This is a genomic window from Pantoea sp. FN0305 (genome assembly GCF_050113845.1).
In the GTDB taxonomy this organism is placed as follows: domain Bacteria; phylum Pseudomonadota; class Gammaproteobacteria; order Enterobacterales; family Enterobacteriaceae; genus Mixta; species Mixta alhagi.
Window position 1 is genome coordinate 179,506 of record NZ_JBNJSN010000001.1, and the last position, 24,285, is coordinate 203,790.

A 24,285-nucleotide genomic window follows, 5' to 3' on the forward strand; every position below is an offset into this window, starting at 1 on the left:
AAAAGCTAAGCCCGCATTATGCGGGCTTTTTTTTGTCCCTCGTTCACCGGCCCGGTGTCCTTGTTAATCCAGGGCAAGAGCATTTCACCTTTATCCGTGCCTGTTGATTAATACACCGGCTGCGACGCCACTGTTGTCAGTGTTTTTCGCACAAAGCGAGCTTGTGTCGTGCCGGATTTCATTACAGAAATATTAAGCAAATCAGCCAGTGCAGGACACTGGCTTTATAATTAAGCGCTGAAGAAGCTTATTATCTACGCTTCCGGTTCGGCGTTAGTTCAGCAGGCAACAGCTAATTTGCGAATCTTACCTAACTGGCGCGTCTGGGAAAACTGAGTGCACAACGGTCATTCAGGCTGCTCCAGCACCATCGGCCTGAGCCGTTTTTTAATCCGCCAAAAGTAAAATGCGGTCAGGATCGCCAGCCATACCAGCCCGGCGATCAGTGCCAGGCGGGTTTCCGCCACCGCACCCAGCACGCCAATGACCAGCAGCATAAACAGCAGCGTGATCGCGGGTGCGACCGGCCAGAACGGCACAGGAAAGCGAATCTCCTGTCGCTGCTGCGCGGATAAGCTGCGGCGCATGGCAAAGTGGGAAAGCAGAATCATCAGCCATACCCAAATTGTGGCGAAGGCCGCCAGCGAGGCGATCAGCACGAACACCTGTTCAGGGATTAAGTAGTTAAGTACTACCGCAGCCAGCAACGCTACCGTCAACACCACCACCGTCATCCAGGGCACGCCGTTACTGGCGATACGCAGAAAGCTTTTTGGCGCCATGCCTTCTTTCGCCATACCGTACATCATGCGCCCGGCACCAAAAATATCGCTGTTAATCGCCGAGATGGTAGCGCTAATCACAATGATGTTCAGCACGCTGGCAGCGGCAGGCAGCCCCAGACCATCAAAAATCAATACAAACGGGCTGCCCTGTTGCCCGATGCTGTTCCACGGGAAAATCGCCATCAGGATAAACAGCGTGCAGACGTAAAACAGGATGATGCGTAAGGGAATGGTATTAATCGCCTGGGGAATGACTTTTTGCGGATCGCGTGCCTCCGCTGCGGTAATACCGATGATTTCGATGCCGCCAAAAGCAAACATTACGATACCAAGCGAGGCGATGACGCCGCCCAATCCATCCGGCGCAAAGCCGCCGTGCGACCAGAGATTTTCCACGCCGGTAGCGGGAAAACTGTGGCCGAAACCAAACAGGATCACACCTGCGCCAGCGATAATCATGGCAAAGATAGCGGCGACTTTAATCAGCGACAGCCAAAACTCCATCTCTCCAAATACCCGTACGTGGCACAGGTTCAGGGCACCGATAAAGCAGATAATGCTCAATACCCAGATCCAGCGCGGCACGTCAGGATACCAAAGCCCCATGTAGACGCCGAATGCGGTTACATCCGCCAGGCAAACGATGATCATCTCAAAGGTATAGGTCCAGCCGGTGATAAAGCCCGCCAGCGGCCCTAAATAGTGACGCGCATAGCTGCTAAAAGAACCGGAGATAGGATGGCGCACCGCCATTTCACCCAGCGCACGCATAACGATAAATACCGCCGCGCCGCCAGCCAGGTAGGCCAGCAGCACGGCAGGCCCCGCCAGTTGAATAGCGGCGGCGGAACCATAAAACAGCCCGGTTCCAATAGCGGAACCCAGCGCAATAAAGCGGATGTGGCGCGCACTGAGTCCGCGCAGCAGATGTGTCGTAGGTTGTTGCATATCAAGGCCCTGAAAAGAGTGGAATATGCGCATGGCTGCCGGGAGCGTTTCCCGGCAGAGCAGAGAACAACAATTACTGATAGCTGGGCAGTACGGCAGGCAGCAGCGTCGTCAGATGACGAGCGCTCAACAGCTCAGCGGCGCGCTCGATATCCGGCGCAAAGAAACGGTCCTGGGTATAGTGAGTAACCTGCTCGCGCAGGATATGACGCGCTTTCTCCAGCGCAGGGCTGGTTTTTAGCCCCTCACGTAAGTCAACGCCCTGGCAGGCGGCGAGCCACTCCACGGCAATCACGCCGCGCGTATTGGCAGCCATTTCCCACAGTCGCCGTCCGGCGGCGGGTGCCATAGAGACGTGATCTTCCTGATTGGCGGAGGTGGGCAGGCTGTCCACGCTGTGCGGGTGCGCCAGCGCTTTGTTCTCGCTGGCCAGCGCAGCGGCGGTCACCTGCGCAATCATAAAGCCTGAATTAACACCGCCGTTTTTAACCAGGAAAGGCGGCAGCTGCGACATGTGTTTATCCATCATCAGCGCCACGCGCCGCTCGGCAAGCGAACCTATCTCGGCGATCGCCAGCGCAATATTATCCGCCGCCATTGCCACCGGCTCGGCGTGGAAATTGCCGCCCGATATCACTTCGTTTTCATCAGCGAACACCAGCGGGTTATCAGATACCGCGTTAGCCTCGATCAATAACACCTCCGCCGCCTGGCGAAGCTGCGTCAGACAGGCACCCATCACCTGCGGCTGACAGCGCAGCGAATAGGGATCCTGAACCTTGTCGCAGTTTTGATGCGATTTAGCGATCTCGCTGCTGTCGGTTAACAGATGACGGAACAGCGCCGCCGTATCAATTTGCCCCCGCTGGCCGCGCGCTTCATGAATGCGTGCATCGAACGGACGGCGCGAGCCAAGCACCGCCTCGGTGGTTAACGCGCCGCATACCACCGCAGATGCGAACAGATCTTCCGCTTCAAACAGACCGCGCAATGCAAAGGCGGTAGAGGTCTGGGTGCCGTTAAGCAGCGCCAGCCCCTCTTTAGCGGCCAGTGTAATCGGCTCCAGCCCGGCCTTTTTCAACGCTTCTGCCGCCGGTAACCACTCTCCCTGATAACGCGCTTTGCCTTCGCCAAGCAGCGTCAGCGACATATGTGCCAGCGGCGCGAGGTCGCCCGATGCGCCCACCGACCCTTTGGCCGGGATTAATGGAAAAACCTGCGCATTCACCAGCGCTATCAGCGCCTGAATCACACTGAGACGAATGCCGGAAAAACCGCGTGCCAGGCTGTTAATTTTCAGCACCATCATCAGGCGAACCAGACTATCGTCCAGCGGTTCGCCAATGCCTGCCGCATGGGAAAGCACCAGCGAGCGCTGAAGATTTTCCAGATCTTCCGCCGGGATGCGGGTCTGGGCCAGCAGGCCAAAACCGGTATTGATGCCGTAGGCGGTGCGGCCTTCAGCCAGAATGGTGTTAACGCTGTTTACGCTGTTATTGATAGCCGGAATAGCGCGCTCATCCAGTTCGATATGGACGGGATGGCTGTATATCTCACGTAACTGAGCAAGCGTAAGCGTGCCGGGATGAAGAGTGAGGTTCATATCAGCGTTTCTCCTGAGTAGCGGCGATCATCGGCAGGTTAAGGTGTTGTTCTACCGCGCAGTTGATAGCGATGTCATAACCGGCATCGGCATGGCGCATCACGCCGGTCGCCGGATCGTTATGCAGCACGCGAGCGATGCGGGCCGCCGCGTCGTCGCTGCCGTCGCACACAATCACCATCCCGGCATGCTGAGAAAAGCCCATGCCCACGCCGCCGCCATGATGCAGAGAAACCCAGGTCGCGCCGCTGGCGGTATTAAGCAGCGCATTCAGCAGCGGCCAGTCAGAGACGGCGTCTGAACCATCGCGCATCGCTTCGGTTTCGCGGTTAGGGCTGGCTACCGATCCCGAATCCAGATGGTCGCGGCCGATAACGATGGGCGCAGAAACCTCACCGCTGCGTACCATTTCGTTAAACGCCAGGCCCAGCTTCTGTCGCCACTCCAGGCCTACCCAGCAAATGCGCGCGGGCAGTCCCTGGAAGCTGATGCGCTCGCGCGCCATATCCAGCCAGTGGTGCAGATGTTTATCATCTTTAATAAGCTCTTTAACTTTAGCGTCGGTTTTATAGATATCCTGCGGATCGCCGGAAAGCGCCGCCCAGCGGAAGGGACCAATGCCACGGCAGAACAGCGGACGAATATAGGCAGGCACAAAACCAGGAAAATCAAAAGCGTTTGCCACACCCATCTCTTTTGCCATCTGGCGAATGTTATTGCCGTAATCGAAAACCGGAACGCCCATCTCTTTAAACGCCAGCATCGCGCGGACATGGTCGGCCATAGAACGTTTCGCCGACTCGGTCACCGCCTGCGGCTCGGTCTGCGCCCGACGCTGGTACTCTTCCCAGTGCCAGCCCTTCGGCAGGTAACCGTGCAGCGGATCGTGCGCGCTGGTCTGGTCGGTAACCATATCCGGACGCACGCCGCGTTTCACCAGCTCCGGCAGGATCTCCGCCGCGTTAGCGCACAGCGCAACAGAAACCGCCCGGCCTTCCGCAGTGTATTTCCTGATACGGTTGAGCGCGTCATCAAGTGAATCGGCCTGCTCATCGACATAACGCGTACGCAGGCGGAAATCGATACGGCTTTGCTGGCATTCAATATTCAGCGAGCAGGCGCCTGCCAGCGTCGCCGCCATCGGCTGCGCGCCGCCCATTCCGCCCAGACCGGCGGTCAGGATCCAGCGTCCTTTCAGATCGCCGTTGTAATGCTGACGTCCCGCTTCAACAAAGGTTTCATAGGTGCCCTGAACGATGCCCTGACTGCCGATATAGATCCAGCTTCCGGCGGTCATCTGGCCATACATGGCTAGCCCTTTGGCATCCAGCTCATTGAAATGCTCCCAGGTGGCCCAGTGTGGCACCAGGTTGGAGTTGGCAATCAATACGCGCGGGGCATTTTCGTGCGTTTTAAAAACCCCGACCGGCTTACCGGACTGAATCAACAGCGTTTCGTCGTCTTCCAGCTTTTTAAGCGCGGCGACAATGGCATCAAAGCACTCCCAGTCGCGTGCCGCACGGCCAATGCCGCCATATACCACCAGCTCATGCGGATTTTCCGCCACATCCGGATCGAGGTTATTCATCAACATACGTAGCGGCGCTTCGGTGAACCAGCTTTTGGCATTAAGCGTGGTTCCGCGTGGGGCGCGAATTTCCTGCGCGCGGTATTTGCTTTGCGACATCGCGGTTAACTCCTGATGGTTGCATGAAAAAATTATCTGCTTCGGCGAAGCGAATCAGAGAGAGAATGCAAACACATATACTTGTATATACAAATGCGCGCAAGCCGATATTTAACAATTAAGACACAATTAAAACTTTTTAAAATCAAACGGATATGAATAAGAGGAAAGGGCGCCCGCCAGCAGTTAATGATTTTTTCTGTTATTTATCAATGGGTAAATGAGGTAGGATATTTTAGAAAAATTTGCGTTAGCTATCACGGATTTCACAGCGCTTTTACATAAATTTCGCCGGCAACGTTGACCGGCATTAGGACATAAAGTGACCCTGTAAACGATAGCGTGAACCGGGGAATAAAAGGCGGGCATGGGAAACAATGTGCTGCGTTGACCAGGTGCGACGATGGATCAGCAGGCAAGGTTCGCTATCGTCAATCTGCAGCAGCATCTGCTCTTCAGGCGTTGATTTTACCGCCTCGACAATATGCTCACCTTCGGTAAGCGGCGCGACCAGAGAGAGATAAGCATGCGGGGTGGTGGCGGTAAAATCCTGTTGCAGGTAATGCGGGGCAACCATTGCGTTAACGCAACGATCTTCAATCTGCACTGGCACGTCGTTTTCAAAATGAACCATCACTGAATGGAAAACCGGCGTGCCTTCCTCCACGTCCAGCGCGGCTGCCTGGGTAAAATCAGCCTTGATCTGTTCAAGTTTCAGCACCTCACAGCGGTGCTGATGATGACGTGCGGTAATTTCATCAGCGATGCTACGAATTTCAAACAGCGCCGACTGGCCTTTGGGTTCCGCCACAAAGGTGCCAACGCCCTGCAGACGCACCAGCAGGCCTTCATCGGTGAGTTCCCGCAGCGCGCGGTTGATTGTCATTCGGCTGAAGCCAAACTGCGCCACCAGTTCCGCTTCCGACGGGATGCGATCGTGAGGACGCCAGACGCCAGCGCTGATTTGTTTACTGATGGCCTGTTTGACCTTCGCGTACAAGGGCACGGGCGCGCTGGCGGCGGTAGACCGGGATCGGGATAAAAACATGCGATATTCCTTGCGGCTGCCTGGCTGATGGCAATAAGTATACCCAATTCCATCCCGAATTCAGTAATTTATCCCCACCAGCGCGCGACCTGCCAGGCGATGCGCGCCGCCACGCTTGCCCCTTGCCCGTCCCGATCGCGCGCAGGGTTAAACTCCACCAGATCCACCGCCTGGAGTTTGCCGCTGCGGCAAATGGCTGCCAGCAACTGCAACAATATCGCGCAGGGAACGCCGAGCGCGGCAGGGGCAGAGACCGCCGGCATTTCCCAGGCGGGCAGCACATCTAAATCGATGGTGAGATAGATGCGATCGAGATCCGCCATAAACTGCTCAAGCTGCGCAATGGCCTCTGTCGGCGCGCTCAGACAGTGTAAATCCTCTACGATCGTCACATGACGACAGGCTGCCTCATCAAGCAACGCCTGCGTATTGGCTGCCATGCTTAAGCCGCAGCAGGCGTAACGAAAGTCGCGCTGTTGCGTTTCGCAATAGCGCGCCAGCTGACGAAACGGTGTGCCTGAGGTGGCCTGCGGCGCATGGCGTAAATCCAGATGCGCATCCAGATTGATTATGCCCACCTTTTCCTGCGGGAAGGCATCCAGCACTCCCAGGCCATGCCCCAGAGCGGTTTCATGGCCGCCGCCCAGCACCAACGTGCGTTTCCCGGCGCGTTGACAGGCGAGTACCGCTTCGCGCAACGCCTGCTGCGCCTGTTCCAGGTTATCCTGTTCGACAAAAATATCGCCGCAGTCTGCCAGTCGCGAATGTTCCGCATGGCTGGCCAGATTGGCCAGGGCGCGACGCAGTATGGCGGGTGCCTGAGCAGCGCCGGTTCGTCCGTGGTTGCGTCTTACCCCTTCATCGCAGGCGAATCCCAGCAGCGCAATATCGCCGGGTAGCTGTTCAGGGCAAAACGTTGTGCTGCAGATAATGGTCTGGAACAGACGCAGGGCGTTAGCTGCCTCTCCGCTATCGTCGCGACCCTGCCAGACCTCAGCAGAGGTGGGACGCCACTGTTTCATAATGCGCTCCCGTGCGTAATTTGACCGCGAAAGACCCGTGCATAAAGCGGATTGCGGCCCGGCTCGTAAACCATTTCCACCGGCTGCTCCGCCTCCCAGATGGCAAGATCGGCGATAAAGCCCGCTTTAAGCTGACCGTGCGTATGCTGTCGGCCCAGCGCCTGAGCCGCATGACGCGTTACGCCCGACCAGGCTTCTTCCGGCGTCAGGCCGAACTGAACGCAGGCCATGTTCATAGATAAATGCAGACTGGCGAAAGGGCTGGTGCCAGGATTGTAATCGGTGGCTACCGCGATCGGCACCTGATGGCGGCGCAGTATTTCTACCGGCGGACGCTGGCTTTCCCGCAGGAAATAAAATGCGCCTGGTAACAGTACCGCTACCGTATTACTGGCGCGCATCGCCCGCACGCCTTGCTCATCCAGATATTCCAGATGATCTGCCGACAGCCCCTGATAGCGGCTCACCAGCTGCGCGCCATCCAGCAACGAGAGCTGCTCAACGTGGCCTTTAACCGGAATACCGTAACGCTGTGCGGCAGCAAATACCCGCTCGCACTGTTGCGGCGTGAAGCCCACGCTTTCACAAAACACATCGACCGCTTCAAACAGGCCTTCTTGCCACAGCTGTGGCAGCAGGGTTTCACAAATCAGGCTGATCCAGGCATCTTTATCGTGACGATATTCAGCGGGCGCCGCATGGGCGGCGAGCAGCGTCGGGCTGATGTCCACCGGATGCTGAGCCGCCAGCTGGCGCGCCACCCGCAGCATTTTCGCTTCATCTTCCAGCGTAAGCCCGTAGCCAGATTTAATTTCCAGCGTGGTTACCCCTTCATTCATCAGCCGCTGCAGCCGTGCGGTAGCCAGCTTCAGCAGCTCACTTTCCGGGGCCTGACGGGTTGCGGCAACCGTGGCGTTAATTCCTCCGCCCTGGGCGCTGATTTGTTGATAGGAGACGCCGTTCATCCGCTGTTCCCATTCAGCGGCGCGGTTGCCGGCAAACACTAAATGGGTATGGCAGTCGATTAAGCCTGGGGTGACCAGCCGCCCCTGAAGGTCGTGAACCGTACCACCAGAGGCGGTGGACGCCGGTAAAATAGCCAAAATATGGCCGTCGCGAATAACCAGATCGTGATTATCCAGCAATCCATAAGGCGTTTGACGATCGGGATCGAACGTTGCCAGACGGGCATTGCGCCAGACAACATCGTGAGCAGCAAGAAGCACGGTTTACCTTCCACTTGTCATGGGTTGTCTATACATTTATTTTCACCTACAACAAATTGTCAACAAAACCCGGCGATAATGTTGGCGATTTGTGAGGGGCAGCGGCCAATGCTCTTATGACTGAAAGGAAGAGGAGGCAGAAAAAAGGCCTGCGGTAAACCGAAGGCCTGTCAGTGAGAAGTGATGCCGGGCTGTTTCAGTGCAGCAAAAACAGCGTTGCCAGACCGAGGAAAATAAAGAAGCCGCCGGTGTCGGTCAGCGCGGTAATCATCACGCTGGAGCCAATGGCCGGATCGCGGTTGAGTTTGGTCATGACCAACGGGATCAGCACGCCGACTATCGCCGCCAGCAGCAGGTTAAGGACCATCGCCAGCATCATCACGCCGCCCAGCGCCAGGTTGTCATACATCAGCCAGGTGATGCCGCCCATGATGCTGCCCCAGAAGAGGCCATTGATGAGCGCCACGCCCAGCTCACGCATAAAAAGAAAATTAAAGTTCCCAGGCTCGACCTGATGCAGCGCCAGCGCGCGCACGATCATGGTAATCGTCTGGTTGCCGGTATTACCACCGATACCCGCCACAATCGGCATCAGCGTCGCCAGCGCCACCAGTTGCGAAATTGTCTCTTCGAACAGGCCAATCACCCGGGAAGCGATGAACGCCGTGCAAAGATTCACCGCCAGCCAGGTCCAGCGGGTGCGCACCGCCTTTTTTACCGGCGCAAAAACCTCCTCTTCCTGACTCAGGCCGCCCATTTTACGGATATTGCTTTCGTTCTCTTCATTTACCAGGTCGATAATATCTTCAATTGTCACGCGGCCAATCAGCTTGCCCTGCGCATCAATCACCGCGGCGGAAATCAGGTTATAGCGTTCAAAAGCGCCAGCGGCATCTTCCGCCTTATCATCCAGACGAAAAGTATTGGGGCGATCGTTCATCACTGAAGATACCGGCGTGTCGGGCTGGTTCAGCAAAATATCGGTAAGCGGCAGCTCACCCAGTAGCACATTGTTTTTATCGGTGATAAACAGCTTATCGGTGCCTTCCGGGATGGCGCGCCGGCGTCGTAAAAAGCGCTGCACCGTCGCCAGATCGACATCGGCGCGTACGGTAATGAAGTTAAAGTCCATGATGCGGCCAACGCGATCGCGGTCGAAATGCACCACGTTCAGTACGCGGGCGCGCAGCGTTGGGTCCAGCGTGGTAAGCAGCCGTCCGGTGAGATCGCGCGGCAGATATTTCGCCAGATAAGCCTGATCGTCAATATCCAGCGGCGCAATGGCCTGCAGAATATCTTTATCGCTCATGACTTCAGTCAGGCTTTCCCAGACGGTTTCCGACGCCTCTACCAGCACCTGACCGCGACGGTCGTTATCCACCAGCTGCCACAGCGCCTGGCGCTCCTCTTCCGGCAGGGCTTCAAGAATATCGGCAATATCCGCCGCATGCAGCAGGGCAAGATCCTGGCGCAGGCTGTCAATATGCCTCGACAGTTCTGCCGACAACGGTGAGTGCTCCTGCGGCTGCAGCAGGCTTTCTACCAGTTCCGGCTCATTAAGTAAAAGTGTCAGAATACGGCTGCGGGTATCGGCGAGCTGCCGGGCTTGAGATTGGGCTTGGGATACAGACATAAAAATTCCCTTGTGTCCGGAAGCATGGGCATAAGCCCGCTGTTTTCTACAGGCATGAAGAGAGGGTAAGTTGTCTCAGTTAAGGCAACTTAACGCTCGCGTCATTACTCTTTATTGACGGGCTGAATTGTCATGGGCACCCCGGCATTGGTTTTTTTATCCTGATGATGCTGAAACGCGCCGGGCAAAACAAACAACAAACGACCAATCAATATGATAAAGCTGATTAACAACACAATGCGGGTCATGCGGCCAGTTTTACGCCGTTTTCGCAATGAGGTAATGCTGTTCACGCAGGGACTCCTGTAGCTGGCCCGGAGGCGGTGAGACAATTTAGGCACAGCGTTACCGTCAGGTCAATGTCGTGCTATCAGCCGGTTCAGGAAAACTAACCGATATAATCGGTCTGTGAGCTAAACAACGGGCAGACTAAAGCGGTTTTAATAAGAATGTTTGACGTATATCAAGCCTGAAAGCCTGCCGGAACTTAGTATGAGAGCGGTTTTGCTTGAGGCAGCATTCGCTGCACGCTTTATCATTCCGAAGGGGCCGTTTTGTTTACCGGATATAACCTGTCATCGCTTAGTCAATTCCGACGCTGCTGGTGGGGCGTCCCGTTATGGCTGGCATTATTGCTGATGCCGCTTTCCAGCGCTTTATCGGTCAAGCTGCTGCTGCCAGACGGTCCGGTTTATCTGCTGTTTTTACCGGTGACGTTAACGGTGGCGTTGCTGATGGTGTTTGACTGGGCGGCACTGCCCGGCATTGCGCTGGCGCTTTTATGGCATTATTTAATGATTTTTTCGCCAGGGCCCGCGCTGATCACCTGCATCCTGTTTGTTAGCGCAATCAGCATCTGCTGGCTGGGCTACCGCATCTGGGCTGGACGCAGATGGGGGGCGACGCCCGGTACGCAAGGGCTGGGCATAATGCGGCTGTTCTGGATCGGCTTTCTTCTGCCGACGCTGCTGGTATTTTTGCTGCAAACGATGGTAACGATGAAAGTTATCCCCGTGGCCCTCTCGATTTTTAACCGCAATCCGTTGACGTTACGCACGCTGATCAACTATCAGGCCATCCTGATATCCTGTGTGGCGATCCTGCCGCTTTACTATATGGCGATCCGCTGTTTTCGCCATACGCGCTACTTTTCCCGTCAGGTTAACCTGTTGCGCCAGCAGATCGCGGAAAGCGTGAGCGCTGTAGAAATCAGGGGCTGGCTGATTTTGCTGACGTCGCTGCTTATCCTGTTGATGTTAATGAATCGCGAGCTGCATAACCAGGCAATCAGAGACTTTGCCTTGCTGCTGCTGCTGCCCGTCATGCTATGGGCATCGGCGCGCTTCGGCTATCTCATCTCCGCGCTGGCATGGTCGCTGGTGCTGATTTTACTCTATCAATTTCGTACCCAGCCCGAACTGTCGCTGCACCTGGCCCTCAATACCACTAATCTGCTGATATGGTCGTTAATTCTGTACTTTATTGGCGTCAACGGCGTGCGCCAGCGCAGGCTGATTAAGAAATCACGCGAGGCGGCGCTGGTGGATCCGGTGGTGGATCTGCCGAATCTGCGTGCGCTCAAAGCGATGCTGGCGCAGCAGGCTTCCTCCACGCTCTGTTTTTTACGCATTCCCGATCTCGATCGCCTTAGCCGAACCTGGGGGTTGGATCTGCGCGTTGAATATAAGCGTCGGCTGGCGGCATACCTACAGCCATTGTTGCAGCCCAAAGAGGTAATTTACCATTTGCCTGGCTTTGCGCTGGCGCTGCGTCTGGACAAAGCCACCTATGAGACGCGTATCGAACAGATAAGCAGCCGCATCGAACGCTACAGTTTGCGCTGGCAGGGATTGCCGTTACAGCCCGATATCGGCATCAGCTTTTGTCATATAGTGCCGCCGGTAAGTAATTTACCAGGGCTGCTGGGACAGCTTAGTGAAATGGCTGAAATTTCTCTGCGTAGCCATCAGCCGGAAAGCTTGCAGCAGGACAACATTACCGCTCAGCGCCTGGTGAAAGAAAAGCTGGCGCTGCTGGATGAAGTTCAGCAGGCGCTGGATAACGAGCGCTTTGTGATGATGGCGCAGCGTATTGAGGGCTTACGCGGCGATGATTACCATGAGCTGCTGCTGAGGCTGGTGAATACGCAGGGAGAACAGCTGGCGCCTGAGCATTTTTTACCGATAGTGCAGGAGTTTGGTCTGACATGGGAAATGGATCGCTGGGTATTAAATCATGCGCTGAGCTTTATCGATAGCAGCCGGACGCGTTTGCCGGCGATGCGTTTTGCTATCAATATTCATGCCGCCAGCCTTTATCGTCCGCACTTTGTCAGCGAGCTGGAGCAGTTGCTTAAGCAGCATCAGGTTGAGCCGTGGCAACTGATTCTGGAAATCAGCGAGGCCGCCGGAAACAGGCACTTTTCAGCAGGCTATCGCACCATTAATTCCCTGCGTCGGTTGGGATGCCGCATTGCGATTGATAACTTCGGCGCGGGCTATGCCAGCTACCTGCAGTTGAAAACCCTGCAGGCTGATATGCTGAAAATTGACGGTAGCTTTATCCAGAATATGCTGCACAGCCCGCTGGACTATCAAATTATTGAATCTATCTGCCGCGTCGCCCGGCTGAAGCGGATGCAGATCGTGGCGGAGTGCGTTGAATCAGATGCGGTCGCGGCTGCGCTGCGCGGGCTGGGCATCGACTATTTACAGGGCTTCGCCATCAGCGAGCCGCAGCCGCTAACCACGCTGATAGAGAGCTGATTATTCTGCCGGCGCCTTTTTTGCCAGCAGCGTGGCGAATCGCAGGCTAATGCGGTTGCCGTTCTCATCCGTTCTGTGCAGCTGACCAACATGCTCGTTATATTTAATAATCTGCCATTGGCGGTAGTAGTGGCTCAATTCACCTGATTTAAAGGTGAAAGGGAAGGGGATCGGGCAGGGATAATCGTCTGTATCCATCGCGGCGACAATCAGGTTATAGCCGTTTTTGACGGTGCTGGCCTGCATATCGGCAATCAGCTGCGGAATGGTTTCCGGCTGTAAAAACATCATCACGACGGTGGAAAGAATAAAATCATACGCGCCGTTAAAACGTACGCTGTTGAGATCGGTAACCTGCGTTTCAATGCCGCCGATCGCTTCGGCAACAATGATCTGGTTCAGCCGCTCAATGCTTTGCGGATTTTTATCCCAGGCGGTGACCTCAAACCCTTTCATATTCAGCCACAGGCTGTTGCGTCCGCTGCCGCAGCCTACATCCAGCGCTTTGCCTGGCGTCAGGAAAGGTAACGCCGCCACCACTTCGGAGTGCGTGGCGGTAAGCTGATATTTTTCAGTAAAATAGTTATCCGGACGTATCGTCATCTTCTTTTTTCTGGTTGATGCGGGCGGAGGAAGCGCCGCCCGAATTCGCCGGCGTGCGTTACGCCTCTTCTTCTATCACTAGCTTCCAGCCGGTAACATCCTCCCAGTACGCCTGCTCACGCTCTAAATCGAGCTGGACCAGCGTATTCTGGCTGAAGTATCCGGCCGGGAAGCGCAGCGTCCAGTGCCCTTCGTTGGTGGTCAATGTCAGCCGCTCCGGGCGATTGGTCGCCTGGCGCTGATTATTCAGCAGCGTGCCAAGACGCAGCAAAAACACCAGCGGCAGGATCTGTTTCTTTTTAAACAGCGTAAAACGCGGCAGATCGTCACTCTTGATCGCTTTACGGTGATAGCGTACCAGCGTAGCCAGCAGCAACTGTTGATCCTGATTAAAACCGGGCAGGTTGGTGTTTTGCAGGATATAGGCCGAGTGGCGCTGCATACCGCTGTGGTTGATGGTTAAGCCAACTTCGTGCAGCAGTGCCGCCCACTGCAGCAGCGATGCGAGCTGAGGATTAGCCAGTCGGGGATTTTGATCGCGCCACTGTTGCCAGAGTTCATCGGTGGTTTCCAGCACGCGTCGCGCCTGATCGCTGTCGATATTGTAATGATTCGCCAGGCTCTGTGCGGTACGGCTACGAATATCCTGATGGCGGAAGCGGCCTTCCATCTCATACAGCACCCCTTCGCGCAGGGCGCCGTCGGAAAGACGCAGCTCGCGGATCGCCAGCGCATCAAATACGCCGCAAAGGATGGCCAGACCCGGCACAAATACCGCTTTCCGCTCTTCCGACAGGCCAGGCAGGCTCAGCGCGGCGAAGGATTTGTGCTTCATCACTTCGTCATACAGCCTTTCCAGCCGCTCCGGCGTCACCTGTTTCTCTTTTTCGCCCATCGCCTGCAGCACTTCGCAAGCAGCCTTGATGGTGCCGGAAGCGCCCAGCGCGTATTGCCAGCCGAGCAGCCGATATTGCCAGGCCAGCGTTTCCAGTTTTTGCGCCGCAGCCAGACGCGCGCGGCGGAAATTTTCCTGACTAATCACACCGCCGGGAAAATAGAGATTGGCGAAGCTGACGCAGCCCATACGGCGGCTCTCTACCAGCTTGGGTTCAAAATCTTCCCCGATTACCAGCTCGGTAGAGCCGCCGCCGATATCAATCACCAGCTTGCGGCCTTTTTCCGGCTGCGTATGCTCAACGCCCATAAAAATCAGGCGCGCCTCTTCATGACCAGAGATCACTTCAATCGGGTAGGGGATCACTTCCGCCGCGCGCCGCAGAAAATCTTCTGCATTAACCGCCTGGCGTAGCGTATGCGTACCGACAATGGTCACGTTCGAGGCGCTGAAGCCTTGCAGACGCTCGGCAAACAGCGCCAGACAGCTAAGTCCGCGCTGGATAGCCTCTTCGCTCAGCACGTTATCCGCGCCCAGCCCGTCCGCCAGGTGCACGCGCTGTTTCAGACGGCCCAGCACCTGCATTGCGCCATCCACCACGCGGGCAATGACCATGTGAAAGCTATTGGAACCGAGGTCAATAGCGGCAAATTCTTGCGGTCGTGGCATATTCTTATGGGATATCGGCATAGTGAGTTATTCAGGTTGTTCCAGAGATTTGATGTATTCGTAAATGGCCTGCTGCGCTCGCACCTTACGGCGGTTTCCACGCGGCACATAACGGTTACTCAGTTCTTTATCAATAATGCGGGCTTTTACAGTATCACTTAACAGGATGGCAATAATATCCAGCACGCGCTGTTTCAGAACAGGATCAAGGATGGCCACCGCCACTTCAATGCGGTAATCGATATTGCGCGTCATCCAGTCGGCGGAAGAGAGAAAGACTTTTTTATCACCGCCGTTATCAAAAATATAAACGCGATCGTGCTCCAGATAGCGGTCAACAATGCTGGTTACGCGAATATTGTCGCTGATCCCGTCAAGATTAGGGATCAGTGAACACATGCCGCGCACCAGCAGATTCACTTTCACGCCCACGCTGGAAGCGGTATACAAACGATCCACCAGACCTTTATCAACCAGGTTATTCACTTTCAGTGTAATCCCTGCCGGGATACCCTGCTGCGCGTTGGCAATTTCTTCATCAATCAGTTGATAGAGCATGCGGCGCGAGTTCTGCGGCGACACCATCAGATAATCAAAGCTTACCGGGCGATAGGGGTTTTCAATAAAGTTAAATACCCGGCGTACCTCATTGGTGATACGCGCATCGGCGGTAAGCAGGGAGTAGTCGGTATAAATGCGCGCGGTTTTTTCATTGAAATTACCGGTGCCGATATGGGCATAGCGCACAATTTCATCGCCTTCACGGCGCGAAATCAGGAACAGCTTGGCGTGAATTTTCAGGCCCGGCGCCGAGAAGATCACATGCACGCCCGCTTCGGTGAGGCGCTTGGCCCAGTGAATATTGGCCTCTTCATCAAAACGCGCCTGCAGCTCTACCACCACCGTCACTTTTTTGCCGTTATAGGCGGCGTGGATCATCGCATCAATAATGCGTGAGTTCTTCGCTACGCGATAAATATTGATCTTAATCGCCAGCACACTGGGATCGAATGACGCCTGACGCAGCAGCTCCAGCACATGTTCAAAGGTGTGGTAAGGATAATAAAGCAGCACGTCATGATTACGGATCGCATCGAAACCGTTGCGAAAGCCGTCGAACCAGATATGCCGTAGCTGCGGCATCGGCTTGTTCACCAGATTGGTTTTGCCCACGTTCGGAAAGCTGATGAAATCTTTGAAATTATGATAACGCCCACCCGGGACGATAGAGTCGTAATTAGAAATATTCAGCTTATTACGCAGCAGCTCAACCATCGCATTGGGCATATCGCGCTGATAAACAAAGCGCACAGGCTCGGCGGTAAGACGCTGTTTGAGGCTGGAGGACATCAGTTCCAGCAGGCTCGATTCCATTTCGGTAACCAGATCGTACTCGGCGTCACGCGTCATTTTCATGGAGTAGGCGTTAAGCGCGTCGTAGTCAAAAAAGCCTTTGAAAATATCGTCCAGGCAGTAACGCAAAATGTTATCCAACAGGATCATCGGCTTGCGGCGGCGTGGCGACTCTGCAGGCAGATTAACAAAGCGCGGCACTTTATCAGAGGGGATTTCCAGCAGGGCATAGCGGATATCTTCGCCGCGAATAATCTCCACCGCCAGATAGGTGTAATCATCCTTCAGGAACTCAATCAGATCGGTATCGTGATTTATCAGAATCGGCGTCACATGCTGGCGCAGCTCATGCTTAAAGTAGTGACGCAGCCAGCTTTGCTGATTAGGCGACAGCTGCCGTTCGTTAATCAGGAAGATCTGATTACGCGCCATCTCCAGCAGCAGATCGTTATATAAACCATCGAACTCCTGATCGGCCCGCAGGACGCGCTGCTGAATTTTCTTTAGCAGATGACGCGGCGTGTTGGGTGACCCCTGTTCCTCGCCAATCAAAATGCGCCGCTTCAGGTCGGCAAAGCGCACCTTATAAAACTCTTCCAGGTTATTCGAATAAATGCCCAGAAAGCGCATGCGCTCGATCAGCGGGTTAGTCTTGTCTGCGGCTTCCTGCAGTACGCGTTCATTAAAGGATAACCAGCTCAGTTCTTTTTCTATGTAAAGCTTTTCCTGACCCATTATGGCTCCGTTGTGCTGATTTGAGACGAGGGTATCCAGTTTCCGATTTCATTATGGCGAGAGTATGGCAGCAATGTCTAACCTCAATGGTTGTCATATCAGAGAGCTACGGGCAACATAGCGGCTTCAATACAAGGAATCCGCAGGCACGATGATCGATAACCATATTCCCGTCAACTACAGCAACCGTACCCGGCGTTATGTTGACCGCCTGACCGCGCGTGCGATCGCTGCCTGTGGCGTCAGCGTGCTGCTGGTCATGATGCTGCTGTTTGTCTGGCTGCTGTGGGTAGTAATGCCACTGTTTGCCACGCCGTCCATGCAGGCGGGGCCGTCGCAGCCCGTGCTTTCGGCACAGCCTGCCGTCGCGCTGGGTGTTAATCAGGGCTGGGGCTGGCGTATCGATAGCCAGGGCGAAGGCCGCTTTTTTCCGCTGAACGGCGCTGCGCCTGAGCCATCTTTACAGCTGGCACGCGGGCCGGTAGTAAGCGCGGCGACCGCCGATAACAGCAGCCTACTGCTGTTACAGCCCGATGGCAATTTCCGACTGGTCCAACCTGACTTTAGCGCGGCGGACGCGATGCCGAACTGGATGTTTCCGCTGGGCGATGGCGTTTTTGACAGCGGCGGCAGTGGCTTTACCCTGGCGGCCCTGGCAGCCAGCGGCGCGCAGCAGTGGCTGGCGGCGCTCAGCGATGGGCAGCATATCCGGCTGCTGCGCTTACAGGCCGGGCAGCCGATGCAGAGCGATATGCTGGCCAGCGGGCCAGTTAATCAGCTGTTACTGACGCCCAACGGCTCGTTGCTGTTTGCCACCAGCGAGCACAGCTTACGCGTCTGGCAGATAAACGGCCAACAGGTCACGCTACGCGATACCTTTCCGCTGACGCATCCACCACGCCAGATGGCTTTGCTGAGCGGCGGGCGTTCGCTGTTGCTGGCTGACGAACGCGGCATCAGCCAGTGGTTTGATGTTGCCGATGAGCGAGGTGTACATCTGCATCGTATCCGCGATTTTGCTGGCGCGCGCGCGCAGCAACAGCTGATTACCGAGCCACAGCGCCGGGTGTTTGCCACCATCAGCGCCGCTGGCGAACTTCAGATGTTCGCCAGCAAGCGAGAGGGCGTTTTTTTTCGCCACGCGCTGGGCGAGGGCGTACAGCAGGCGCAATTTGCGCCGTCGGGCGATGGGTTGCTGATCGAACGCACTGACGGCTGGCAATACTGGCGCATCGACAATCCCTGGCCCGATATCAGCCTGAAAAACCTGTGGCAAAAAGTCTGGTATGAAAACTATCCGCAGCCGGACTGGGTCTGGCAATCGACGGCGGTTGACGATCCTTATCAGGCGAAATTCAGTCTGGTGCCGATGGTGGCGGGTACGCTGAAGGCGGCTGCGTTGGCGATGCTGTTTGCCACGCCGCTGGCGCTGGCCGCGGCTATCTACACCGCCTGGTTTATGTCGCCGGCGCTACGTCGCTGGATCAAACCGGCGATGGAGATGATGGGCGCGCTGCCCAGCGTGGTGGTTGGCCTGTTCGCCAGCCTGTGGCTGGCGCCGCAGATTGCCGCCCGGCTTTCCGGCGTGCTGCTATTGCCTATTGCCCTGGCGGCGACATTGCTGCTGTGTGGGCCATTACTGAAGCGTCTGCCGTCGCGCTGGCGGCTGCTGGATGCGCCGGGGCGCGAGGTTTGGCTGCTGGTGCCGCTGCTGCTGCTGGTAAGTGCGCTCTCGCTGTGGCTGATGCCGCTGGCTGATACCGCGCTATGGGGCAAACCGCTGGCGGAGCGGCTGCCGGGCGGCTACGAGCAGCGTAACCTCCTGATCGCCGCGTTGGCGATGGGCTTTGCACTGGTGCCGCTGATTTTTACCCTGGCGGAAGATGCCATTTTCAGCGTTCCGGCTGCGCTGGGGCAGGGGTCGCTGGCGCTGGGTGCCACGGCGTGGCAAACCCTGTCACGCGTGATTTTGCCCAGCGCTGCCTCGGGAATTTTTGCCGCATTGATGATTGGCTTTGGTCGGGCGGTAGGAGAAACCATGATTGTATTGATGGCCACCGGCAATACGCCGGTGACCGAAGGCGGCCTGTTTCACGGCGTGCGTGCGCTTTCCGCCAATATTGCCGTTGAGATGCCGGAAGCGGCGGCAGGCAGCGCGCATTATCGCATCCTGTTTCTCAGCGCGCTGGTGCTGTTGGTGTTTACGCTGATATTGAATACGCTGGCGGAAGTGGTGCGACAGCGCTTGCGTCGTCGTTATGGTCAGCATGAGGGGCAGGGATGAGTGCGCTAACGCAAAACGATCGCTGGCGCTGGCTGACGGCAGGCGCAGTAACCTTTAGCCTGCTGGCGTTTCTGCTGCTGTTACTGCTGCTGGCCTGGCAGGGGCTGCGCCATTTTTGGCCGCAGCCGGTTACACTGTTTACGCTGGCCCAGCCCGCCGCCGGAGAGGCGCAGCTGTTGGGCGAAGTGGTGAGTACCCAGCGCCTGTCGCGTCAGCAGCTGATTGATGCCGGTCTGCCGCAGGCGCAGCAGTTGCCGGAGCAGGTTACGCGCTACTTAATTAAAACCGGTAACCGCGACGTCTCCGCCTCTGATTTCCGCACGCTGCTGGAAAGTGATATTCAGCGCCGCGAACAGCCGCCGGAGGTGCTGGTGCTACAGCGGCGCGTGGGCGGCGATGCGCTGGGCTGGTTTGCCGGTCTCTATGAGAATCAGCAGCCGCTTACGGCGCAGAATATGCAACGCGCCCTGCAGGAGCGCCTGCAGCAAACGCATCAGTTGCTGGAGCAGGCTGAGCGCATCCGCCGTCATGAAATGGCGCATATCACGGCGCAGCTTGAGGCACTGGAAACCGAAGCGTTAGAGCTGAAGGCCAGCGGCAATGATAATGAGCAGAAAAGATCGATGCTGATGGCGAATCGTGTGGAACTGCAGCGGCAGTTTGTGGGGCAGGCGGAGCGGCGTGCTTCACTGTTACAGGAGAGCGCGCGTAATACGCTGATGCTGCGTGATGCGAACGGCCAGCTGCACCGCATTCCCCTGGCGCAAATCCGTGACGCCTGGTATCCCAACGCCATGACGCTTGTTCAAAAATGGCAGCACTTTTTGCAGCAGCTGTGGCATTTCGTTGCCGTTTCGTCGGATGATTCCCCGGGCGAGGGCAGTGCTTTCCCGGCTATTTTCGGCACTGTGCTGATGGTGTTGTTGATGTCGGTGGTGGTGATGCCGCTGGGGGTGGTGGCCGCCGTCTGGCTGCATGAGTATGCCGATCGGCATGCGTTAACCCGGCTGGTGCGTATTGCGGTGGTTAACCTGGCGGGCGTACCGTCGATTGTTTATGGCGTGTTTGGTCTTGGGTTTTACGTCTGGCTGATTGGCGGCACGATTGATCAGCTTTTTTACGCGACATCACTGCCTAATCCGACCTTTGGTACGCCGGGTCTGCTGTGGGCGTCGCTAACGCTGGCATTGTTGACCTTGCCGGTGGTGATTGTTGCGACCGAAGAGGGACTGTCGCGCATTCCTGCCAGCCTGCGCCACGGCTCGCTGGCGCTGGGCGCGACCCGCGCGGAAACGCTGTGGCACGTTACCCTGCCGCTGGCGCTGCCCGCCATGCTAACCGGATTGATTCTCGCCGTGGCACGTGCGGCGGGCGAAACGGCACCGCTGATGCTGGTGGGCGTGGTGAAAATGGCCCCGGAACTACCGGTAGACGGCGTTTTCCCTTACCTGCATCTTGATCGTAAGTTTATGCATCTGGGCTTTCAGATTTACGATCTGGCATTTCAAAGCCCCAACGCCGAGGCCGATCGTCCGTTGGTATATGCCACGGCGTTGCTGCTGGTGACCATTATTCTTGGCTTAAATCTTACGGCGATGGCCTTACGCCATCGTCTGCGCGAGCGTTACCGCTCGCTGGTGCAATAACGGTGAGGACCATGACCGCTGAAATCGACACTGCGCTAACCATCAATAATCTTTCGCTGTGGTATGGCGACAAACAGGCGCTGGATAGCGTTAGCCTGCAGATCCCGAAAAATCGCATTACCGCTCTTATTGGCCCTTCTGGCTGTGGTAAATCCACGCTGCTGCGCTGCCTTAACCGCATGAACGATGTGATTGATAACTGTCGCGTTGAGGGCGAGGTTCTGCTCGATCGGCGCAATATTCTCGAGCGCGGCGGCGATCTCTCGGCGCTGCGGCGGCGCGTCGGCATGGTTTTTCAGCGACCCAATCCGTTCCCCAAATCGATTTATGAAAATGTGGTTTACGGTTTACGTCTGCAAGGCGTGCGCGATCGACGTATTTTAAACGAGGCGGTGGAGCGGGCGCTGCGCGCGGCGGCGCTGTGGCCTGAGGTGAAGGATAGCCTGCGGCAAAATGCGCTGACGCTCTCCAGCGGCCAGCAGCAGCGGCTGGTGATTGCGCGCGCCATTGCTATTGAGCCGGAAGTGCTGCTGCTGGACGAGCCGACGTCTGCGCTGGACCCGATCTCCACGCTGGTGATTGAAGAGCTAATGACCACGCTGAAGCAGCATTTCACGCTGATTCTGGTAACGCATAATATGCAGCAGGCGGCACGCGTCTCTGACTACACCGCTTTTATGCATCAGGGAAAGATGGTGGAGTTTGCTGATACCGATACGCTGTTTACCACGCCGCGACAGCGACGCACCGAGGATTATATAACCGGGCGTTTTGGCTGAAAAAGAACAGAGCCAGCAGGCTGGCTCTGGAAGATGATTTACGCACGCAAGGCGCAAGAAACTAATCGCCCGCGTAGCCCTGGGGCGGAAGTGGGTTGCCATCAAGCCAGGCGGCGTTATCACGCATCACTAAGCGGCCCTCAACGAACCAGTTAATTACCAGCGGATAGATCGCATGTTCCTGATGCTGTACGCGCGCGGTGACCTCTTCTTCGCTGTCGCCGCTGAACACCGGCACGCTGGCCTGTAGAATCACCGGGCCGCCGTCCAGCTGGTCAGTAACAAAATGCACCGAAGTACCATGTTCGCTGTCGCCGTTGGCGATGGCCTGGCGGTGCGTATGCAAGCCCGGATATTTTGGCAGCAGAGAAGGGTGGATATTCAGCAGTCGATCCTGATAGCGCGCGACAAAAAACGGGCTAAGGATACGCATATAGCCCGCCAGCACGACCAGATCGGGCGCATATGCATCGATTTCGCGGATCAGCTGGCGATCAAAATCTTCACGGCTTTCATAAGCGGATGCGGAAAGCGCATGGGCGGCAACGCCCGCGCTGCGGGCGCGCTCAAGGCCAAACGCGTTGGCCTTATTACTGAAAACCGCCGCCACGCGAGCGTTGATCCGGCCCTGCTGACAGGCATCGAGAATCGCCTGCAAATTACTGCCGTTACCCGATATCAGCACGACCAGCCGTTTCATTTGATAACCACACGCTCTTCTGCGTCAGAGGCGCTAATCACGCCAATTTTCCACGCCTGTTCGCCTGCGGCGTTCATCAGCTCAACCGCTTTATCCGCTTCAGCAGCGCTTACCGCAATCACCATGCCGACGCCGCAGTTAAAGGTGCGGTACATCTCATGACGACTGACGTTGCCCGCCTGCTGCAGCCAGTTAAAGACTGCCGGCCATTGCCAGCTGGCTTCATCAATCACTGCCTGAGTGTTTTCCGGCAGCACGCGCGGAATATTTTCCCAGAAGCCGCCACCGGTGAGGTGGGCGATGGCATGCACATCGATCTGCTCAATCAGGTTAAGAATATTTTTAACGTAGATGCGCGTCGGTGCCAGCAGATGATCGGCCAGCGGCTTGCCGTCGAGCTGTTTGCTTAACGGATCGGTCTGGCTGACTTCAAGAATTTTGCGTACCAGGGAGTAGCCGTTAGAGTGCGGGCCGCTGGAAGCGAGGGCGATCAGCACGTCGCCATCCTGCACTTTGCTGCCGTCAATGATTTCTGACTTTTCCACCACGCCGACGCAAAAACCTGCCACATCGTAATCTTCACCGTGGTACATGCCTGGCATCTCTGCGGTTTCACCGCCAACCAGCGCGCAGCCCGACTGTAGACACCCTTCAGCGATCCCGCTGATAACGGCGGAAGCGGTATCGACATCCAGCTTGCCGGTGGCGTAGTAATCAAGGAAGAACAGCGGTTCAGCGCCCTGGACCACCAGATCGTTAACGCACATGGCGACCAGATCGATGCCGATGGTGTCGTGGCGCTGCAGATCCATCGCCAGACGCAGCTTGGTGCCGACGCCGTCAGTGCCGGAAACCAGCACCGGCTCGCGATATTTTTGCGGCAGCGCACAAAGCGCGCCGAAACCGCCGAGGCCACCCATTACTTCCGGACGACGGGTCTTTTTCACCACGCCTTTAATACGATCGACTAACGCGTTGCCTGCATCAATATCAACGCCGGCGTCTTTATAGCTGAGAGAGGTCTTGTCGGTCAAAGCGGTTTCCCCACGCGGTTTTGCGGTTTGAATTAAAGCGGCGCAATTCTAACAGCGCAGGCAAACGTTTGCGAGACCAGCGTTGCAGATTCTTTATTTTAGATGATGCTTAACAGAGCGCGGAGGTTTTGCTGTTTATTGCCCGATCGCATATGGTGCAGCAGGCAAAAGGCGGTATAATCCGGCGATTTTTTTTTCCGCTCAACACTCCGGGAGTACAACAATGAAGATCGTGGAAGTCAAACACCCGCTCGTCAAACATAAACTGGGCCTGATGCGTGAGCAAGACATTAGCACCAAGCGCTTTCGCGAACTGGCATCTGAAGTGGGGAGTTTGCTGACCTACGAAGCCACCGCCGATCTGGAAACAGAGAAAGTAACCATTGAAGGCTGGAATGGTCCGGTAGAAATCGACCAGATCAAAGGCAAGAAAATCACCGTTGTCCCGATTCTGCGTGCCGGTCTCGGCATGATGGAAGGGGTGCTGGAGCATGTGCCAAGCGCGCGCATCAGCGTGGTAGGCGTTTATCGTGATGAAGAGACGCTGGAGCCGGTACCTTATTTCCAGAAGCTGGTTTCTAACATCGAAGAGCGCATGGCGTTGGTAGTCGATCCCATGCTGGCCACCGGTGGCTCAATGATTGCGACGATCGATCTGCTGAAAAAAGCGGGCTGTAACTCAATCAAGGTGCTGGTATTAGTGGCTGCGCCGGAAGGTATCGCCGCGCTGGAAAAAGCGCACCCGGACGTTGAGCTCTATACCGCCTCTATCGATCGCGGCCTGAACGAGAAAGGCTACATTATCCCCGGTCTTGGTGACGCGGGCGATAAGATTTTCGGAACCAAATAACGATTCAGCCGACCGCAGAG

At 56.3% G+C, this 24,285-nt stretch carries 18 protein-coding genes; 5 read left to right on the top strand and 13 right to left on the bottom strand.

Going from position 1 to position 24,285, the window contains the following annotated elements:
* Nucleotides 1-347 precede the first annotated feature (347 nt).
* From ACQE3Y_RS00845 to ACQE3Y_RS00880, 8 genes are all read right to left on the bottom strand, one after another.
* Nucleotides 348-1,733 (bottom strand): amino acid permease, encoded by a 1,386-nt coding sequence (locus ACQE3Y_RS00845; protein ID WP_426971704.1) that lies wholly within the window; start codon nucleotides 1,731-1,733, stop codon nucleotides 348-350.
* Between the two features lie 73 nt (nucleotides 1,734-1,806).
* Complete coding sequence (gene hutH / locus ACQE3Y_RS00850; protein WP_426971706.1) at nucleotides 1,807-3,336, bottom strand: histidine ammonia-lyase; 1,530 nt, start codon at nucleotides 3,334-3,336, stop codon at nucleotides 1,807-1,809.
* Nucleotide 3,337: 1 nt separating this feature from the next.
* Nucleotides 3,338-5,023, bottom strand: a complete 1,686-nt coding sequence (gene hutU / locus ACQE3Y_RS00855; protein WP_426980678.1) for a urocanate hydratase — start codon at nucleotides 5,021-5,023, stop codon at nucleotides 3,338-3,340.
* Nucleotides 5,024-5,333: 310 nt separating this feature from the next.
* Nucleotides 5,334-6,071: a histidine utilization repressor gene (locus ACQE3Y_RS00860; protein ID WP_426971708.1), complete on the bottom strand. Its 738-nt coding sequence runs from the start codon at nucleotides 6,069-6,071 to the stop codon at nucleotides 5,334-5,336.
* A gap of 68 nt (nucleotides 6,072-6,139) precedes the next feature.
* The gene (gene hutG / locus ACQE3Y_RS00865; protein WP_426980679.1) at nucleotides 6,140-7,093 is read right to left on the bottom strand and encodes a formimidoylglutamase; all 954 of its coding nucleotides are present in this window, start codon (nucleotides 7,091-7,093) and stop codon (nucleotides 6,140-6,142) included.
* On the bottom strand, nucleotides 7,090-8,319 hold the full coding sequence (gene hutI / locus ACQE3Y_RS00870; RefSeq protein ID WP_426980680.1) for an imidazolonepropionase: 1,230 nt from the start codon (nucleotides 8,317-8,319) through the stop codon (nucleotides 7,090-7,092). The genes hutG and hutI overlap by 4 nt, the downstream gene beginning before the upstream one ends.
* A gap of 196 nt (nucleotides 8,320-8,515) precedes the next feature.
* Nucleotides 8,516-9,952: a magnesium transporter gene (gene mgtE / locus ACQE3Y_RS00875; protein ID WP_426980681.1), complete on the bottom strand. Its 1,437-nt coding sequence runs from the start codon at nucleotides 9,950-9,952 to the stop codon at nucleotides 8,516-8,518.
* Nucleotides 9,953-10,056: 104 nt separating this feature from the next.
* Nucleotides 10,057-10,245, bottom strand: coding sequence for a YfgG family protein (locus ACQE3Y_RS00880; RefSeq protein WP_426971714.1), 189 nt, complete (start codon nucleotides 10,243-10,245; stop codon nucleotides 10,057-10,059).
* A 261-nt stretch (nucleotides 10,246-10,506) separates the two neighbouring features.
* Between ACQE3Y_RS00880 and ACQE3Y_RS00885 the strand changes: the two genes are divergently transcribed.
* Nucleotides 10,507-12,717 (top strand): EAL domain-containing protein, encoded by a 2,211-nt coding sequence (locus ACQE3Y_RS00885; RefSeq protein ID WP_426971715.1) that lies wholly within the window; start codon nucleotides 10,507-10,509, stop codon nucleotides 12,715-12,717.
* Here the strand turns inward: ACQE3Y_RS00885 and tehB are convergent, their stop codons facing one another.
* The 3 genes from tehB to ppk1 are packed head-to-tail and all read right to left on the bottom strand — an operon-like array spanning nucleotide 12,718 to nucleotide 16,972.
* On the bottom strand, nucleotides 12,718-13,320 hold the full coding sequence (gene tehB / locus ACQE3Y_RS00890) for a tellurite resistance methyltransferase TehB (protein WP_426980682.1): 603 nt from the start codon (nucleotides 13,318-13,320) through the stop codon (nucleotides 12,718-12,720).
* A gap of 58 nt (nucleotides 13,321-13,378) precedes the next feature.
* A complete protein-coding gene (gene ppx, locus ACQE3Y_RS00895; RefSeq protein WP_426971718.1) occupies nucleotides 13,379-14,905 on the bottom strand; it encodes an exopolyphosphatase in 1,527 nt (508 codons plus the stop codon).
* Between the two features lie 6 nt (nucleotides 14,906-14,911).
* Nucleotides 14,912-16,972, bottom strand: coding sequence for a polyphosphate kinase 1 (ppk1, locus tag ACQE3Y_RS00900; RefSeq protein WP_085070783.1), 2,061 nt, complete (start codon nucleotides 16,970-16,972; stop codon nucleotides 14,912-14,914).
* A 151-nt stretch (nucleotides 16,973-17,123) separates the two neighbouring features.
* Between ppk1 and ACQE3Y_RS00905 the strand changes: the two genes are divergently transcribed.
* Genes ACQE3Y_RS00905 through pstB form a run of 3 tightly spaced genes read left to right on the top strand, consistent with a single transcriptional unit; the run spans nucleotide 17,124 to nucleotide 21,681 of the window.
* A complete protein-coding gene (locus ACQE3Y_RS00905; protein WP_426980683.1) occupies nucleotides 17,124-19,256 on the top strand; it encodes an ABC transporter permease subunit in 2,133 nt (710 codons plus the stop codon).
* On the top strand, nucleotides 19,253-20,902 hold the full coding sequence (gene pstA / locus ACQE3Y_RS00910; protein WP_426971720.1) for a phosphate ABC transporter permease PstA: 1,650 nt from the start codon (nucleotides 19,253-19,255) through the stop codon (nucleotides 20,900-20,902). Before ACQE3Y_RS00905 ends, pstA begins: the two co-directional genes overlap by 4 nt.
* An 11-nt stretch (nucleotides 20,903-20,913) precedes the next feature.
* Nucleotides 20,914-21,681 (top strand): phosphate ABC transporter ATP-binding protein PstB, encoded by a 768-nt coding sequence (gene pstB, locus ACQE3Y_RS00915; RefSeq protein ID WP_250650565.1) that lies wholly within the window; start codon nucleotides 20,914-20,916, stop codon nucleotides 21,679-21,681.
* 61 nt (nucleotides 21,682-21,742) lie between these two features.
* Here pstB and purN read toward each other — a convergent pair whose 3' ends face one another.
* Together purN and purM are read right to left on the bottom strand one after the other, a co-directional pair.
* Nucleotides 21,743-22,381: a phosphoribosylglycinamide formyltransferase gene (gene purN / locus ACQE3Y_RS00920; RefSeq protein WP_426980684.1), complete on the bottom strand. Its 639-nt coding sequence runs from the start codon at nucleotides 22,379-22,381 to the stop codon at nucleotides 21,743-21,745.
* Nucleotides 22,378-23,415, bottom strand: coding sequence for a phosphoribosylformylglycinamidine cyclo-ligase (purM, locus tag ACQE3Y_RS00925; RefSeq protein WP_250650563.1), 1,038 nt, complete (start codon nucleotides 23,413-23,415; stop codon nucleotides 22,378-22,380). Before purM ends, purN begins: the two co-directional genes overlap by 4 nt.
* A gap of 223 nt (nucleotides 23,416-23,638) precedes the next feature.
* Between purM and upp the strand changes: the two genes are divergently transcribed.
* A complete protein-coding gene (gene upp, locus ACQE3Y_RS00930) occupies nucleotides 23,639-24,265 on the top strand; it encodes a uracil phosphoribosyltransferase (protein ID WP_085070795.1) in 627 nt (208 codons plus the stop codon).
* Nucleotides 24,266-24,285 lie beyond the last annotated feature (20 nt).

Excerpts from the sequence above, each read along its gene's own strand:
- ACQE3Y_RS00845 (WP_426971704.1), bottom strand. The coding sequence starts at position 1,733 with ATGCAACAACCTACGACACATCTGCTGCGCGGACTCAGTGCGCGCCAC.
- hutH (WP_426971706.1), bottom strand. The coding sequence starts at position 3,336 with ATGAACCTCACTCTTCATCCCGGCACGCTTACGCTTGCTCAGTTACGT.
- hutU (WP_426980678.1), bottom strand. The coding sequence starts at position 5,023 with ATGTCGCAAAGCAAATACCGCGCGCAGGAAATTCGCGCCCCACGCGGA.
- ACQE3Y_RS00860 (WP_426971708.1), bottom strand. The coding sequence starts at position 6,071 with ATGTTTTTATCCCGATCCCGGTCTACCGCCGCCAGCGCGCCCGTGCCC.
- hutG (WP_426980679.1), bottom strand. The coding sequence starts at position 7,093 with ATGAAACAGTGGCGTCCCACCTCTGCTGAGGTCTGGCAGGGTCGCGAC.
- mgtE (WP_426980681.1), bottom strand. The coding sequence starts at position 9,952 with ATGTCTGTATCCCAAGCCCAATCTCAAGCCCGGCAGCTCGCCGATACC.
- tehB (WP_426980682.1), bottom strand. The coding sequence starts at position 13,320 with ATGACGATACGTCCGGATAACTATTTTACTGAAAAATATCAGCTTACC.
- ppx (WP_426971718.1), bottom strand. The coding sequence starts at position 14,905 with ATGCCGATATCCCATAAGAATATGCCACGACCGCAAGAATTTGCCGCT.
- ppk1 (WP_085070783.1), bottom strand. The coding sequence starts at position 16,972 with ATGGGTCAGGAAAAGCTTTACATAGAAAAAGAACTGAGCTGGTTATCC.
- ACQE3Y_RS00905 (WP_426980683.1), top strand. The coding sequence starts at position 17,124 with ATGATCGATAACCATATTCCCGTCAACTACAGCAACCGTACCCGGCGT.
- pstA (WP_426971720.1), top strand. The coding sequence starts at position 19,253 with ATGAGTGCGCTAACGCAAAACGATCGCTGGCGCTGGCTGACGGCAGGC.
- pstB (WP_250650565.1), top strand. The coding sequence starts at position 20,914 with ATGACCGCTGAAATCGACACTGCGCTAACCATCAATAATCTTTCGCTG.
- purN (WP_426980684.1), bottom strand. The coding sequence starts at position 22,381 with ATGAAACGGCTGGTCGTGCTGATATCGGGTAACGGCAGTAATTTGCAG.
- upp (WP_085070795.1), top strand. The coding sequence starts at position 23,639 with ATGAAGATCGTGGAAGTCAAACACCCGCTCGTCAAACATAAACTGGGC.